General features: G+C 29.0%; 10 protein-coding genes. 6 read left to right on the top strand and 4 right to left on the bottom strand.

Annotation, left to right across the window (positions count from 1 at the left end; genetic code table 11):
• Positions 1-1,264 precede the first annotated feature (1,264 nt).
• From lolB to ERCIPSPA2889_RS01995, 4 genes are all read left to right on the top strand, one after another.
• Positions 1,265-1,897, top strand: a complete 633-nt coding sequence (gene lolB / locus ERCIPSPA2889_RS02010; protein ID WP_157989194.1) for a lipoprotein insertase outer membrane protein LolB — start codon at positions 1,265-1,267, stop codon at positions 1,895-1,897.
• 9 nt (positions 1,898-1,906) lie between these two features.
• Complete coding sequence (gene ispE / locus ERCIPSPA2889_RS02005; protein WP_157989193.1) at positions 1,907-2,782, top strand: 4-(cytidine 5'-diphospho)-2-C-methyl-D-erythritol kinase; 876 nt, start codon at positions 1,907-1,909, stop codon at positions 2,780-2,782.
• 279 nt (positions 2,783-3,061) lie between these two features.
• Positions 3,062-4,009 carry a ribose-phosphate pyrophosphokinase gene (locus ERCIPSPA2889_RS02000; RefSeq protein WP_157989192.1) on the top strand — a complete coding sequence of 316 codons (948 nt, stop codon included), beginning with the start codon at positions 3,062-3,064 and terminating at the stop codon, positions 4,007-4,009.
• Between the two features lie 1,571 nt (positions 4,010-5,580).
• A complete protein-coding gene (locus tag ERCIPSPA2889_RS01995) occupies positions 5,581-6,342 on the top strand; it encodes an MlaA family lipoprotein (protein ID WP_157989191.1) in 762 nt (253 codons plus the stop codon).
• An 850-nt stretch (positions 6,343-7,192) separates the two neighbouring features.
• Here the strand turns inward: ERCIPSPA2889_RS01995 and tyrS are convergent.
• Complete coding sequence (tyrS, locus tag ERCIPSPA2889_RS01990; protein ID WP_157989190.1) at positions 7,193-8,470, bottom strand: tyrosine--tRNA ligase; 1,278 nt, start codon at positions 8,468-8,470, stop codon at positions 7,193-7,195.
• Between the two features lie 893 nt (positions 8,471-9,363).
• On the opposite strand from tyrS, the gene kdsA reads away from it, so the two are divergent.
• Positions 9,364-10,218, top strand: a complete 855-nt coding sequence (kdsA, locus tag ERCIPSPA2889_RS01985; protein ID WP_157989189.1) for a 3-deoxy-8-phosphooctulonate synthase — start codon at positions 9,364-9,366, stop codon at positions 10,216-10,218.
• A 249-nt stretch (positions 10,219-10,467) separates the two neighbouring features.
• Here the strand turns inward: kdsA and lysS are convergent, their stop codons facing one another.
• Positions 10,468-12,018, bottom strand: coding sequence for a lysine--tRNA ligase (gene lysS, locus ERCIPSPA2889_RS01980; RefSeq protein WP_157989188.1), 1,551 nt, complete (start codon positions 12,016-12,018; stop codon positions 10,468-10,470).
• A 12-nt stretch (positions 12,019-12,030) separates the two neighbouring features.
• Positions 12,031-13,128, bottom strand: coding sequence for a peptide chain release factor 2 (gene prfB / locus ERCIPSPA2889_RS01975; RefSeq protein WP_157989187.1), 1,098 nt, complete (start codon positions 13,126-13,128; stop codon positions 12,031-12,033).
• A 1,178-nt stretch (positions 13,129-14,306) separates the two neighbouring features.
• Between prfB and tpiA the strand changes: the two genes are divergently transcribed.
• Positions 14,307-15,077, top strand: a complete 771-nt coding sequence (gene tpiA, locus ERCIPSPA2889_RS01970; RefSeq protein ID WP_157989186.1) for a triose-phosphate isomerase — start codon at positions 14,307-14,309, stop codon at positions 15,075-15,077.
• Positions 15,078-15,561: 484 nt separating this feature from the next.
• On the opposite strand, the gene nth is transcribed toward tpiA, so the two are convergent.
• Entirely contained in the window at positions 15,562-16,197 is a 636-nt protein-coding gene (gene nth, locus ERCIPSPA2889_RS01965; RefSeq protein ID WP_157989185.1) for an endonuclease III, read from the bottom strand.
• Positions 16,198-16,226: the final 29 nt, after the last annotated feature.

Raw genomic sequence — 16,226 nt, 5'->3', positions numbered from 1 at the left:
TTTAGGAATGGATATATTGGAGGGTTGAATAAAAATAACTAATTTTATAAATTAACTAGCGTATATTTATTAAATATTAATTATTAATTATCACATATTAACAAATAAATATTATCATTTTATATAAAAAAATCTGTAAAAATTTTACTGGTACAAATAGTTATTTTTATATCAATTTAAGAAAAATATAAAAAAACTTATTATAATAAAATTATTATTTTCAAGTAAGAAGATATTATTAGCATGATTGGATAAATAATTATTATTTTATTCATTTCTGTAAGCAATTTGTGCTAGTTTTTATTAGATTTTCAATCATAAAAACTATTATTTGTATCTAGTATAGTATAATAATACTATTAATTTTATCATTAACTACACTAGTTTACTTTAAATATTTTTACATATGTATAATAATAATCTTCTAAATTATTAGCTGTAGATAAAACTTAATAGCAGTTGTATACTATCTTTTATATTTAATAGATGGTCAGATAGATTATAAGACATCATATGATTAGTCTTATCTTTTTTGATTAAGATGATGGTTTATATAGTAAGATAGTATGATCCTGTAAATATACAGATATATAGATATGACTTATTATGGCATAGAGATTAAACATGTTATAATATTCGTACATTTTTTAATTTTGATATATATTTTTTATAAAAAATCATTTCTGCAATTTATATTGCATATCATTGTAAATGATATTTTTATCTTTCAAATTCATTCTGACTTTTTAGTCAGCTACAATCTATCTGATTTAATATTATACATCTAATATTCTAGCTATGTGCATTTTATAAAGTAACTTCGATCGTTTTTATGATATTAGTATTAGTTGATAAATATCTTTTTAGATAATCTAGGCCCATCAAGATACCTGAAGAAGGTATTTTAATTATTTTCCTAGAATACTTTAAAATATAATATACCTAGGTGTAAGCTAGATAATGTTTTTATATTTATAAAACCAAAATATAAGAGTTTTAATGTTTAAAAAGTTTATGTAAAATGAGTGTGTATATATTTATGATGACTAGAATGATAAATTCTCTCATATATCTTTAAAACTGAATGAAATTACCATAATTAATGAATAAAAACTAGATCACTTAATACAATGAACGTAGCTGATATAATAAGAAATTTATTAAGAAAAATATTTATTTCTTTATAGATTAGTGCGTTCCATCAGCATTAAGACTAGACGTATTATTATCACTAAACTGGTTCTTTTAAGGATCCTAGTCTATAATGTTATTATTATTTTCCTTTTTTCGTTTGAAGCAATTGATTTATATTTTGTTTATATTCTTAGCAGCTTGTAGCCAAGATCATTGCTTAACAACAGAAGTTATCAGTGTAATTAATATTAATTCAAAATGGAATCATCACCAAAAGTTAGTTAAAGCGCTTACTCAGTATCAAGCTTATGGTACATTATTTTTTTACTCTAATAATCAAAAACTATTGGCTCGTTTTTACTGGAAACAAATTTCACCTCATCACTATAAATTTTTGTTAACCAATTTATTAGGTATGACAGAGTTAAAAGTAGAAAAAGAAGATAAATTAGTCTATATCTACAATAGAGGCGATGAATGTGTTGTTAATGAGAAGAATGCAGAACAGATAATATATAAATTAACTGGAATAATGCTTTCACTAAAAAATGTTAGTCAGTGGATCATGGGACTACCCGGAGATTCTACTAATTTTAGTCTTGATGTAGAGTCTCATTTACGTGAATTAAGCTTTGGTAAATCACGCGCTCAACTGCATATTTCTTACTTAGGATATCGAAAAGCACCCGGCAGACCAGAAATGCCTTCTCGTATTGAGCTACATCAAGCTAATCAACGCATTCAGTTAAAGCTGGATAAATAGGAAATTATCATGATAACTAAATGGCCTTCGCCAGGAAAGTTAAATTTATTTCTTCATATTATTGGTCGCCGCTCTGATGGTTATCATAATCTTCAAACTTTATTTCAATTGCTCGATTACGGGGATACTCTCTTAGTAGAAAACGATCGAAGTGGTGAAATTATATTATTAAAATCTTTATCTGGTGTCGTAGACGAAAAAAATATTATTGTTCGTGCAGCAAAATTATTACGTGATCAGGCAAAATTATGCAGTAAATTACCTGATCGTGTTGGGGCCACTTTAAAAATAGAAAAAAGATTACCAATTGGTGGCGGCGTAGGCGGCGGCTCGTCAAATGCAGCGACTGTTTTAGTAGCACTGAATTATTTATGGGATATAAATTTTAGTGTAGAGCAGCTAGCAGCTTTAGGTTTAAAATTGGGTGCTGATGTACCAGTTTTTATTTACGGTTTATCTTCCTTTGCTGAGGGGATTGGTGAATTGCTAACCCCAATAGTACTTCCTAACAAATGGTATATAGTTATTTACCCTAATGTCAGTATCAATACCTTTCAAATTTTTAATGATCCTTTTCTTACTAGGAGTACACCCTATCGTCAGCTTAGAGATTTATTATTAGGTGAATCTCATAATGACTGTGAGTCTATTGCTAGACATTATTGTAATGAACTTGAACAACTTATTAACTGGGTAGGGCTGCACGCCCATCCTCATTTAACTGGCACAGGGTCATGCGTGTTTGCAGAATTTCCTACTAAAGTGTTAGCTCTCCAGACATTAAGTTTGGTTCCTAAAAGATGGGCAGGATTTGTTGCTCGAGGAATTAACCTCTCTCCATTATACAATATTACTATGCCGCGTTTTGAGAAAAAAGTTAAATGATAATTATTACGTTAAAGCTTAATCATCATCCTAATGGCATAATAACTACCTATTTTTCATTGACAGAAAAAGAACCCGTGATAAGTAATAAATACTGATTATTGATTCTTTATTATATTCAGAAAAAATAGATAAAATAAGGACACAATTAAGAAAGAGAATACCTTGATCGTTTACATAATATTTATTATCTACGTATATCTAAAATATAAATAATTAAAAACAAGTTTTCTACTTGGATTAGTCTCTTTACTAGATGTCAAACCTGAGGTTATTCTTTTGCCTAATATGAAGCTTTTTGCTGGTAATGCCACTCCAGAATTAGCACAACGCATTGCGGATCGCCTTCAGAGTGGACTATGTAAGGCTGCTGTAGGTCGTTTTAGCGATGGTGAAGTAAGCGTGCAAATCAATGAGAATGTACGTGGTGATGATATTTTTATTATCCAATCTACTTGCGCCCCCACCAATGATAATTTAATGGAGTTAGTAGTTATGGTTGATGCCCTACGTCGAGCTTCCGCCGGACGCATTACTGCAGTCATTCCATATTTTGGTTATGCACGCCAAGATCGTCGTGTTCGTTCCTCACGCGTCCCTATTACTGCAAAAGTGATCGCTGACTTTTTGTCTAGTGTTGGGGTGGATCGCGTATTAACTGTAGATTTACATGCTGAACAGATTCAAGGGTTTTTCGATGTACCAGTGGATAATGTCTTTGGAAGTCCTATCCTTCTAGAAGATATGTTACAAATTGGTTTAGAAAATCCTATCGTAGTTTCTCCAGATATAGGTGGAGTAGTTAGAGCACGCGCAATGGCTAAATTACTTAATGATACAGATATGGCAATTATTGATAAACGTCGTCCACGTGCTAATGTATCACAGGTAATGAATATCATTGGTGATGTAGCGGAGCGTGATTGTGTATTAGTAGATGATATGATTGACACTGGTAGTACTTTATGTAAAGCGGCGGAGGCTCTTAAATATCGAGGAGCAAAACGTGTTTTTGCATATACTACGCATCCAATTTTTTCAGGTAATGCGGTGAATAATTTACGTAATTCAATGATTGATGAAGTAGTGGTGTGTGATACGATTCCATTACCTAAAGAGATTCGCGCACTACCCACTGTACGTACTCTTACATTATCAGGTATGTTAGCTGAAGCAATTCGTCGTATTAGTAATGAGGAATCAATTTCAGCCATGTTTGAGTATTAAGAGAGTCTTGTTTATCACTAAGTGAACAATGAATTATAATTTTGAGTCAGTACATGTTTTTAATATACTTACATGAGGCCGTTCATAGTACATATATAGTATTTTTCGTTTTATATAGATTTTCTGATGTATTTCTGTATATATTATATCATCACTGTCCGATATGTTATATAGATTTATATAAAATAATTATGCCATAAATAGCCTATTATTCTACACAAAATACCATGATAAATAACTTAACTCAAATCTACTTACATAGAGTAGAATTTAGTGAATCCTCTTAGAGAAGCACTTAGTACTATAGGCTTTTATACATAGCTTTAATACAAGTCTATATTTTAATATTTCAAACCTTAGATAAATTTTATAGTTATCGTAAAAAATAAAAATTAAGCTCTCTTTAATGCAAAATTTTGATGATATCTGAATTAATTTTAACTACTCTAATCGGAGATAATACAATATTATTTATTCTATCTTGCATGGTTCTTTTGATCTTATTTAAAAAATGAGCAATCTTCTATAGGGTTTTATTTTTTAAGTAGGCTTTTATTCTCATTGAGATGTTGTGTTTCTATAAATAATAAAAACCTCATATATATTGATATTATACATATCATTAAGATTGCTATTTAAAATTTACGTATTACCTCAAATCAATATTCTTTATTTTTCCGTATTATTTAGTATATCAGAACAATATTTAGAATATTTATATATAATAAGTTACGTATAAATTAGTGATTACTAAAATTATTTTTATAAATTACTTAAATTAATATTTAATTTAATACAGATTTATTTTATCTATATCAATAATCTAAACCATAATTTGATACAAAACATAACAAAACCATAATTAATAGAATAAAAATCTATCTGATTACAATCAGATTATTGTTAAGTAGAGCACACCAGATAATTTAATTAGTATTGTTTTTAAAATTTTTTATATTATTGATTATAGATAGTATACTAACTACTAATACGAATGATTGTATTAGTTGTGCTCAAAGAATTTATTAATTTTTAAATGATCAATGATCATTAATCTATACAGACAATATAGCCTAATAAAAATAGTTACTAATTTATTTTATTTTACAAATTTTCAATATAGCATACATTCTAATCATATCATACCAATAACCCCCTGAAGTCAAAATACAGGATTAGCTATGCATAGAAAAACTTATGTGATATAAATTATAATTTAAAAATCTTACGTGGTTTTGTTATGACTACATTATATACTCCAAGTGATAGATACTATAAAAAATTATTAGTTTTTTTATAAAATAGAATTTTCTTAATTATAAAAAGATATTTATATATTATAGCAACTAGTTTTAGAGTTACATATTAAGTTTTTAAGACCTACAATCATTATTTAATTTTAGATCTATATAAGTGTACAAGATATGTTATGAGATAGAGAGAATAGTACATTTTTTATAGATAAAATTATTATAAAGATTAGTGTGGATAGGTTTCAGCATGCATAATCTAGAATCATTAGTTTTAGATGATTCATCGAAACTAATTACTTTAGCAAAGGAAGATACTCTGTGAGCCGTCAGATCACAAAATTAATATTTGCAGGTATTCTCATGACAGGTTGCATCAGTTTACCTGTAAAGAGTGAGATTCCTATGAAACATAAAGACCCTCTAGAGAGTGTTAATCGAACTATCTTTAATTGGAATTATAATATTTTAGATCCTTATATCATACGCCCATTGGCGTTATTATGGCGAGATGCCTTACCTATTCCTATTCGTCATGGTTTAAGAAATTTTACTAGAAATCTTAGTGAGCCTAGCTCAATAGTCAACTACTTACTTGAAGGTCATCCCTATAAGGCAGGCTTACATTTAAATAGATTACTTTTAAATACCTTATTAGGTATGGGTGGTTTGATTGATGTTGCAAGTATGGCCAATCTAACATTAGAACAAGAAGAACATCGAGCATTTGGTAGTATATTAGGTCATTATAAAATTTGCTATGGAATTTATATTGTCATGCCTATTTACGGCAGTTTTACACCTCGGGAAGATCTAGGTGGACTGGTGGATTATCTTTACCTGCCATATAATTGGTTCGCATGGTGGATGTCTGCTGGAAAGTGGTTTTTAGAAGGCATTGAAACTCGTGCTCAACTTTTAGATTATGAGGATATTATAAAAGGCACAAAAGATCCTTATGTGTTTGTAAGAGAATCTTATTTTCAGTATCATGATTTTCTAGCTAAAGATATTAATTTAGCTTCTGAAGACCATCTAGATGAATCAGTTATGCTGAATATCATAAATGAGATTGATTCGTAATATCATTAGTATCTGATTTTATTGATGGATGTATACAGACTAAATGATATAATAATTATGTAGTCTTTCTTTTGAAATATATCCACCAAGTTTTTATACACTGTAGTCTTTAAATTTAAAATGATATATATCATCCATAGAATTTTATTTATGCTCTGGTCAATATTTTTTAAAATTATAAAATACATGTTATTGTATATTTTTTTATAAAAATCATCTCTATCTAAAAGATTTTACTGATACAAGTAATAATCTTATAATGTACATAAGATGCATTATAGATGTTCAGTAAACATAGAATCAATTATATCTATCAAATTAATGTATATTCTATAATGACTACTTGTTTTAGCCTAAAGGACTTTTTCATGTAAAACTTATTTTTACCCTTCTATAAAAATAAAAATATATTTTGATATTCAAAATGCTTTTAAATATGAATAATTCTATCTTTTAATACAATTAGTATTATCTAGATAAGAATAATTTTCTTAAAAATAAGCTGCATCTTTAATGTTCACAGTATTAAAAACGCACTAAATAAAGCATGCACAGTATATAATGATTAGTTCTTTTTTTCTTAAATAAAGAAAACAAAAAGATTTTATTGAAGATACGCTCTGTGGGTATGTGATAATCAATATCATGATCTTTATTATTAGTTCATATAATTTTACACAGAATAATTACTCAATTTTTTCTCAAAAGGATAAGCTTTCCTTAAGAGATGTAATAATATTGAATAGCTAAATATAGATCATGGTTTGAAATTTATGTAAGTATTTTATTTTACTAAAGAATCTTCTGATAATAATTAAGAGTATTTAGGGTTCTTAATGCCGTTACTATTTTATTTTAACCAAATAATGATAACATAATGCTTCTTTCCCCGACATAAGAAAGTATATTTATCAAACAGTTTATCTGATTGACAGAAGATATGTTCACTATTAGTTTGTAAATTACCATTAACATTAATAGATTTCGAGGCAATTAACTTTCTCGCATGACCTCTGGAAGTTGCTAGTAAAGAGTTTACTAATGCTTGTTGTAAATCTTTAGATTCCTTAAAGATAATATTTTCTACACCATCTTCTAATATTTTTTTGATATCCTCTTCTGTTAATTCCTTTATGTGTCTAGAAAATAAACTTTGTGTAATTCTGCGCGCTGCAGAGAGACCTTTATATCCATGTACCAATTCAGTTACTAGTTCAGCTAGTATTTTTTGAGCAAATGGGGAATTATTTCGACTTTTATCTTCATTCTGTAATTCGTTTATATCATGAATACTCATCGAGGTAAAAATTTTTAAAAAACGATACACATCAGAATCTGCAGTACTCATCCAGAACTGATAAAACTTGTATGGACTAGTTTTTTTTGCATCTAACCATATAGTCTCATCTTCAGTTTTACCAAACTTGGTTCCATCAGATTTTATAAGCAGCGGAAGTGTTATTCCAAAAACTTGTGTTTGATTGATTCGTCTAGTAAGATCAACACCTGAAATAATATTTCCCCATTGATCTGACCCACCAATTTGTAGGGTTACATTATAATTTTTATTTAAGTAAGTAAAGTCATACGCCTGTAACAGATTATAGGAAAATTCAGTGAAAGAAATACCTTGGTGATTTCGATGTAATCGTTTTTTTACTGCCTCCTTGTTAATCATTTGGTTAATAGAAAAGTATTTTCCAATATTACGTAAAAATTTTATCATGCTCATGGTGTGAAACCATTCATAATTATTTACCACAATAGCATTATTATTTTTACCATGAAAATCTAAAAAATGAGCAAGTTGAAGATGGATGACTTCTGTCCATCGTGCTATATCTAGTACATTACATAACACGCGCTCATCTGTTTTAAAACTCGGATCTCCAATTAGACCAGTAGCGCCCCCTAGTAATATGATAGGCTTATGACCTATATTTTGAAATTTTTTTAAAAATAATAATGGCACTAAATGTCCAACATGTAAACTATCAGCAGTAGGATCTAAACCGCAATAGAGTGTTACTGTTTTTTGTTCTAATTGTTTTTGTAAGCCGTTTTTATCAGTGATCTGGTGAATCAGGCCCCTTTCTTCTAGTTGTTGTATTAGATTACTGCTAGGCATTTTTGACTCCATTTAATAATCTATATTCGACCTGTTTGATTTATACAAGATAAATACTTCTTGTATCTTGTTTTTCTATAACACACATTCAATGAATACAAATATCAAATCCCTTATAGAAAAAGGAATATATAGTATAGTTTACTGGTAGCGATGGTTATTCTAAATAATATAAGCGGATTCACATTTGTGCTCTGTAATGCTCAGGTCTAATTTAAAAATCTTACTATTACATATGCATCTTTAAAAGTACTATAATGTAACGCTTTAGCTTTAAGCAGTGTAACTTTTTTAAAAAATTCACTATAGAATGTATAAAAATAGTGCATGAGTGTTCTAATTGTTTTATTAATTAAGGAATTTTTATACTAATTTATTTAATATTCAGATCATATTAAATTAATAGTGAATATTAATTTAATAATATAGCCATCTATAATTTTAAAATCACATACAGATGACCGCTTGATTATAAATAAAAATATTTAGGTTACTAATAAATTAGCACGAAGTATAGTGCTTTATACATTAAATAACACTGTGAATTGTGTTGTTTTCTAAATAAAAGTATTTAATACTAATTATTATTATTGAACGAACGATATATGTAATTATTTAAAAATACCTTAACCTCATTATTTAGAATGTCATCTTATGTAAAGTAGATGATTCAATTGAAACTTATAGTACTGATTACATCAATAGATTATTATACAATAAATTATAAAATTTTAACTCTATCAAAACAAATAATGGTATGAGATACATACATGCTTTTATAAATACATATATTTAGATGTAGTATATTATCATACAATTACTTTAGTTTTATATAATTACATTAAATTAACATTATGATTGCTCGCTCCCCACTGAATATAATAGGTGGTACGATGAAACACAAAATAGTGAATATTGGCAATATTAAGGTCGCAAATGACTTACCAAGTGTATTGTTTGGTGGAATGAACATTCTAGAATCGCGCGATTTAGCGATGTATGTTTGTGAACATTATCTTAGAGTAACAGAAAAACTTGGCATCTCATATGTATTCAAAGCATCTTTTGATAAAGCTAATCGCTCTTCTATTTCTTCATATCGTGGTTTAGGTTTTGAAGAAAGTATGACAATTTTCCAAGATATTAAGAATAGTTTTGGCGTTGAAATTATGACGGACGTACATGAAATAGATCAAGTTAAAATAGTTTCTAGTATAGTAGATGTTCTTCAGTTACCTGCCTTCCTGGCACGTCAAACTGACTTGATTAGTGCAATGGCAAAAACTAACTTAGTTATAAACGTTAAAAAACCACAATTTATTAGCCCGGATCAAGTAGGAAATATTGTTCATAAATTCTCTCAAGGGGGAAATGAAAAAGTTATTTTATGTGATCGTGGCGTAAGCTTTGGTTATGATAATCTTGTAGTTGATATGTTAGGTTTTAACATTATGAAACAAGCATCTAAAAATCATCCAGTTATATTTGATGTTACACATTCCTTACAATATCGTTCCCCAATGAGTACAATCTCTAACGGAAGGCGATCTCAAGTATGTGAATTAGCTCGAGCTGGACTTGCAGTAGGAATTGCAGGTCTTTTTATTGAAGCTCATCCATGCCCATCGCAAGCAAAATGTGATGGGGCATCTGCTTTACCACTTAATCAGTTAGAACCTTTGTTAGTACAACTAAAGGCCATTGATGATTTAGTCAAAAGTTTTGATGATATAGATACCAGCCATTAAATAAAAACTACAATAATAAATTTATTATAGTTATATATTATTTATTCTGAATGATTTTTAGAAATAGTGATTTCTTTGATATATTTTGATTAATATTACGAATAATATTCGTATTTTTATTGCATACGTGATGAAAATGTTTAAATTAATCTCTAAAATCCTGAATGTCAAATGCAATAAGAATTAATCAGTTTTGATCGATACAAGTTAAATTGTACACTATAATAGTTTAAAGAGTGAAATCTTATATTAGAATGATTTTTTGAGATCTGTGCTTGATCTATTATATGGACGAAGCAGTGGAAATAGGATTACATCACGAATAGATTGGCTATTTGTAAAAAGCATAACCATACGGTCAATTCCAAGGCCTAATCCAGCACATGGAGGCAATCCATACTCTAATGCAGTAATATAATCTTTATCGTAGAACATTGCTTCGCAATCACCTAACATGTTTTTTGCATGAGCTTGCTTAAGAAGACGTTTTTCTTGGTCTTCCGGGTCATTGAGTTCTGAAAAACCATTACCAATTTCACGACCACAAATAAACAACTCAAAACGGTCAGTGATATCTGGATGAGTATCATTACAACGTGCTAGTGGAGACACTTCCGCTGGATATTCTGTGATAAAAGTTGGCTGAATGAGAGATTCCGCTACTGTTTTTTCAAATATTTCTGTCACTAAGCGACCCAATCCCCAATTTCTTTCAATGTGTATATTGAAAGAATTGGCGATTTTTAATGAGGCATTAAAATTATTAAGTGCTAACATATTAATTTGCGGATGATGCCTGGCGATTGCTTCTTTCATTGTAATTTCTTCAAAGGTTTTTTCAAAGTTAAAACAATGCTTACCATATGGTACAATAGGATTACCTAGAATATCTTCTGCTAGTGTGTAAAATAAAGCTTGGATTAATTTCATTAAATCTTTATAATCACAATATGCTGCATATATTTCCATCATAGTAAATTCTGGGTTATGTCGTGGAGATACACCTTCATTACGAAAATTTCTATTAATTTCAAATATACGCTCAAACCCTCCTACCAGAAGGCGCTTTAGATATAGTTCTGGTGCAATTCGTAGGTACATGTCAATATTAAAAGCATTATGATGAGTGATAAATGGACGAGCTGATGCTCCTCCTGGAATAACTTGCATCATTGGAGTTTCTACTTCTAAAAAATCACGCTCTACCATAAATTTTCTTATACTTGCTATCAGTTGTGAGCGAATTTGAAAGATCCTTCGCGAGGCCGGATTAGTAATAAGATCTAGATAACGCTGCCTGTAGCAAGTTTCTTGATCAACAAGTCCGTGAAATTTATTTGGTAATGGACGCAAAGATTTAGTTAATAAACGCAGCTCACTACAATAAATTGAAAGTTCATAAGTTTGTGTTTTAAATAATTTTCCTTGTGCACCAATAATATCGCCTAGATCCCATGTTTTAAAGTTTTCCTGCTTTGGGTTATCTAATAATATATTATGAGAGATATATAGTTGAATGCGACCACCTGTATCTTGTAACGTTATAAAAGAAGCTTTTCCCATAACGCGTCGTGTTATAATGCGACCGGCAACTGTTACAATTAAGTTCAATGATTCTAGTTCTTTTGTATCCATTGTATCATATTGTCTATGAAGCTGATCAGAAATATGTTTTTGGCGAAAATTATTAGGAAATGCCTGACCTACTGTACGTATAGCAGTTAGTTTTGCACGTCGTTGTTGTATTTCTTTATTTTGATGAAACTCTTTTTCATTAGTTTGTGGCTCTTTTTGTGGCATGTATTCTCCTAATTATAAACCCGCTTTTAAACTGGCCTCAATAAAAAAATCAATATTACCGTCTAGCACCTCCTGAATATTTCGTGTTTCTATATTAGTTCGTAAATCTTTGATACGTGAATCATCTAAAATATAAGAACGAATTTGACTACCCCAAGTAATGCTGGATTTATTTTCTTCCATCGTTTTTTGATTTATTTTTTTTTGTTGCATGGTATATTCATATAGCTTTGCTCGTAGCTGCTGAAATGCTTGATCTTTGTTTTTATGTTGTGAGCGATCACTTTGACACTGTACAACAATATTAGTTGGTAAGTGAGTAATACGAACTGCTGATTCAGTTTTGTTAACATGCTGACCACCTGCACCAGAAGCACGATATACATCTATGCGTAAATCTGCAGAATTAATTATTAAGTCAATTTTATCGTCAACTTCTGGATAAATAAATACAGAACTAAATGATGTATGACGTCGTCCTCCAGAGTCAAAAGGACTTTTGCGAACAAGTCGATGAATACCAGTTTCAGTCCGACACCATCCATATGCGTAATTTCCGCTAATTTTCAGTGTTGCAGATTTAGTACCAGCAATATCACCATAAGATTCTTCTATTATTTTAGTCTTAAAACCTTTTGTTTCAGCCCAACGTAAGTACATGCGCAGTAACATTCTAGCCCAATCTTGAGCTTCAGTACCTCCAGATCCAGCTTGAATATCCATATAGCAGTCAGAATTAATATGTTCTCCTTGAAACATTTTTTGAAATTCTAGCGAAGTAAGTTTTTTTTCTAGAATATTGAGTTCAATTAGGATTTCTTCATATATTACTTCATCAGAAATTTCTTTTGCCAACTCACATAAGCTAGAGGCTTCTTCTAATTCTTTTTGCATATTATGTAGTGATTTAATACATTCTTCTAATGTAGAGCGCTCTTTACCGAGCGCTTGAGCGCGATTAGGTATACTCCAAAGACTGGACTTTTCTAATTCTGCGTGTATCTCTTGAAGACGTTCTATTTTTACGCTATAACATAAGATATCTTTTAACGCCGCGTAACGCTGAATAAGGTCCTGCATGCGATGATTAACTAGATTTAGATCAAACATAATATTAAAATCTTATTAAATAAGTAAATATTTCTAAAAATATTATGCTATTTTTGAATAAAAGTATGCACGATTTTAGATATATACACATTATTGGCATAATGTTAAATATGTACATATTAGTATTCTACTAATAGTAATGAAAATTATTAATATGATTAGTATATCTATTTATGGGATCAATTTAAAAAAACTTTTATTTAGAGAGAGCAGCCTGTCATTAAATGTTTCTTTAAATATATTATATCTACAGATAACTCAGATAAATCATTATTTATAATACCATGAATAATAACCAAGATAAATGCTGGTATAATAAACAAAATTATATGAATTCAGCAGTTAATCCCTGACTAAATGGTGCATTCAATAGAGTTGTCATTCTATACATTATAATGATTACTATCATATTGATAAAGATAGTTTTTCACAATGAAAAGATAACTAGATTTAGTATTTAAGTTTTTATTTAAAAAATCTTACTATTGATTACCAATGAGGAATTTCTTAGCAAATTTTTTTTCTGACAATTAATTTTATATCAAAAGACGTTCAATAATTAAAACAATAATTAACACTAAATAATAAAATAATTGATAAAAATACATATCTTATTTCATTACAAGTTAAAGCCGACCTTGTGTGTAACATTCTTATCATATGTCTTTTTATACATAAACTATATAATAATCAGTACATTGTAAGATATAAATATAGATATACAATGTGTATTTTACAAATACACTAAAAACGATACATTGTCTACAATACAGATTATTATATATCATCTCTTCTTATTAATAGCGAGCTATCTATAAAATAGATGTGATGCCTAAGAAAATGAAAATCTAGAAAAGTTATCATAGAACTTATTGTTGTGTTTTTGTATAAATAGGTAATCATCATGTTCAGACGTTTTGTATTATATAGAGAGCTTGAATAGTGTTAGTCATACTATCAGAAATCTTATGTAATAAAATAACACCTTCCTTCAATAAAAGCGCTTGGTTATTATTTTTATATATTGCACATATAGTAAAAGTCAGTCATTAATAATGATATTCATTTTAAAACAAAAGGTTATCTCTATCAAAGATTGATTAATCTAAAGTCTATTTTTCTAAATATCTTAGTAAGTTTACTCATGACTATAAATTTCATTATGGAGAATAAATAATATGCGTTATCCACTAATTATTGGAAATTGGAAACTTAATGGAAGTAAAAAATTTATAGATACATTTATTGTTGGTTTATGTCGTAAGTTTCATGGAATAGAAGGTTGTAAAGTGGTAATTGCGCCCCCAATGGTATATCTTGATCAGGTTAAGCAAGTGATATGTAATACTAAATTACTGCTTGGAGCTCAAAATGTTGATATAAATCTTTCAGGCGCTTTTACTGGTGAAGTCTCTGCTAGTATGTTAAAAGATATTGGTGCACGATATATTATTATTGGTCATTCTGAGCGTCGGTCTTTACATTCAGAAGATGATCAAGTTATTGCAAAGAAATTTCTTGTATTAAAAAATAAAGATCTTATTCCAGTACTATGTATTGGTGAGACAGCTGCTGAAAAAATGGCAGGTCAAACTAAAACAATATGCGCCCGTCAGATTGACGTTATTCTAAAACTACATGGCGCAGAAGTATTTCAGAATACAGTTATTGCATACGAGCCAATTTGGGCCATTGGAACGGGATGTGCCGCCACCGCTGAACAAATTCAAACTATACATACATTTATCCGTGATCATATCGCACAAAAAGATCCTAAAGTAGCTGATCAGCTAATTATACAATATGGTGGGTCTGTAACAAAAAATAATGCAGCTGAAATATTTTCTCAACCTGATGTTGACGGAGTTTTAGTGGGTAGCGCTTCTTTAATTCTCGATTCTTTTATAGATATTATCAAATTAGCTTCTACAAAAAAATATAAGATCTAGAATTTATTCTTAAATAAAAAAAATAAAAATAATATTTTATATATCTTAAATTTAATGATTAGTAATATCCTAATTTTTTGAACAATGCATAATCCTAGGATGATTCATGATGTTTGATTACTGAGTGCAAAAATGTATTATTATGTTCATTTAATAAGTTTTTAAAATATTTTTAATTGAGATAAAATCGCTTAAAAACTCTTACTTTTTACATTTAATTGTAATCTGCTATTTTAGTACTTCTTAAAATATCTATAAAATATCACTGACTTGTATTATATAGGAATCTCGTGAATATTATTTTTAATAAAAGATCCTATTTAGTTATATCTTCTCTTGTGACTGCAATGATTTTTATAGACAGTAATCACTATAAATGATAAATAAATAGTGTTTAATATATTTACTATTTTAAGAGACATATGAAATGATATTTCATATATATAACTAATTAGATCTATAAATCTAATTTTGTATGTAGGATTCAAAGATTAATTTTTTCCTTGAATTCACATAAATCTTTTATTTTACATACAAAACATTTAGGTTTACGTGCTACACATGTATAACGACCATGCAAGATAAACCAATAATGACAATGTATGTGAAGTTTTTTAGGTACAAATTTTAATAGATTATTTTCTACTGCCTTAACATTTTGACCTACTGCAAAATTAGTTCGGTTACAAACACGAAAAACATGTCTATCAACAGCAATTGTTGGCAAACCAAAAGCGGTATTTAGAACTATATTAGCAGTTTTTCGACCAACGCCAGGTAAAGATTCTAGTGCCTTTCTGTTACTCGGCACACTTCCATTATAAGATTCCACTAATATACGACAGAGATTTATAATATTATTAGCCTTAGTCTTCCATAAGCCAATAGTTCGGATGTATTCCTTTACTTTATCTATCCCAAGTTCTAAAATCGATGCAGCAGTATTTGCAATCGGATATAATTTTTCAGTAATTTTATTAACGCTAATATCAGTAGTTTGTGCAGAAAGTACAGTAGCAATTAATAGCTCAAAATGAGAGGTATAATTTAATTCTGTCATGGGTTTTAGTGTACTTGCCTGTAGTCGCATTAGAATTTTTTTACGTTTTGTATGATTCAAATTACACCTCTTATAATATCATATAAAAA

This window comes from Candidatus Erwinia haradaeae (assembly GCF_900698985.1).
Taxonomy (GTDB): domain Bacteria; phylum Pseudomonadota; class Gammaproteobacteria; order Enterobacterales; family Enterobacteriaceae; genus Erwinia_E; species Erwinia_E haradaeae_B.
This window is presented reverse-complemented; position numbering and strand designations above follow the sequence as displayed.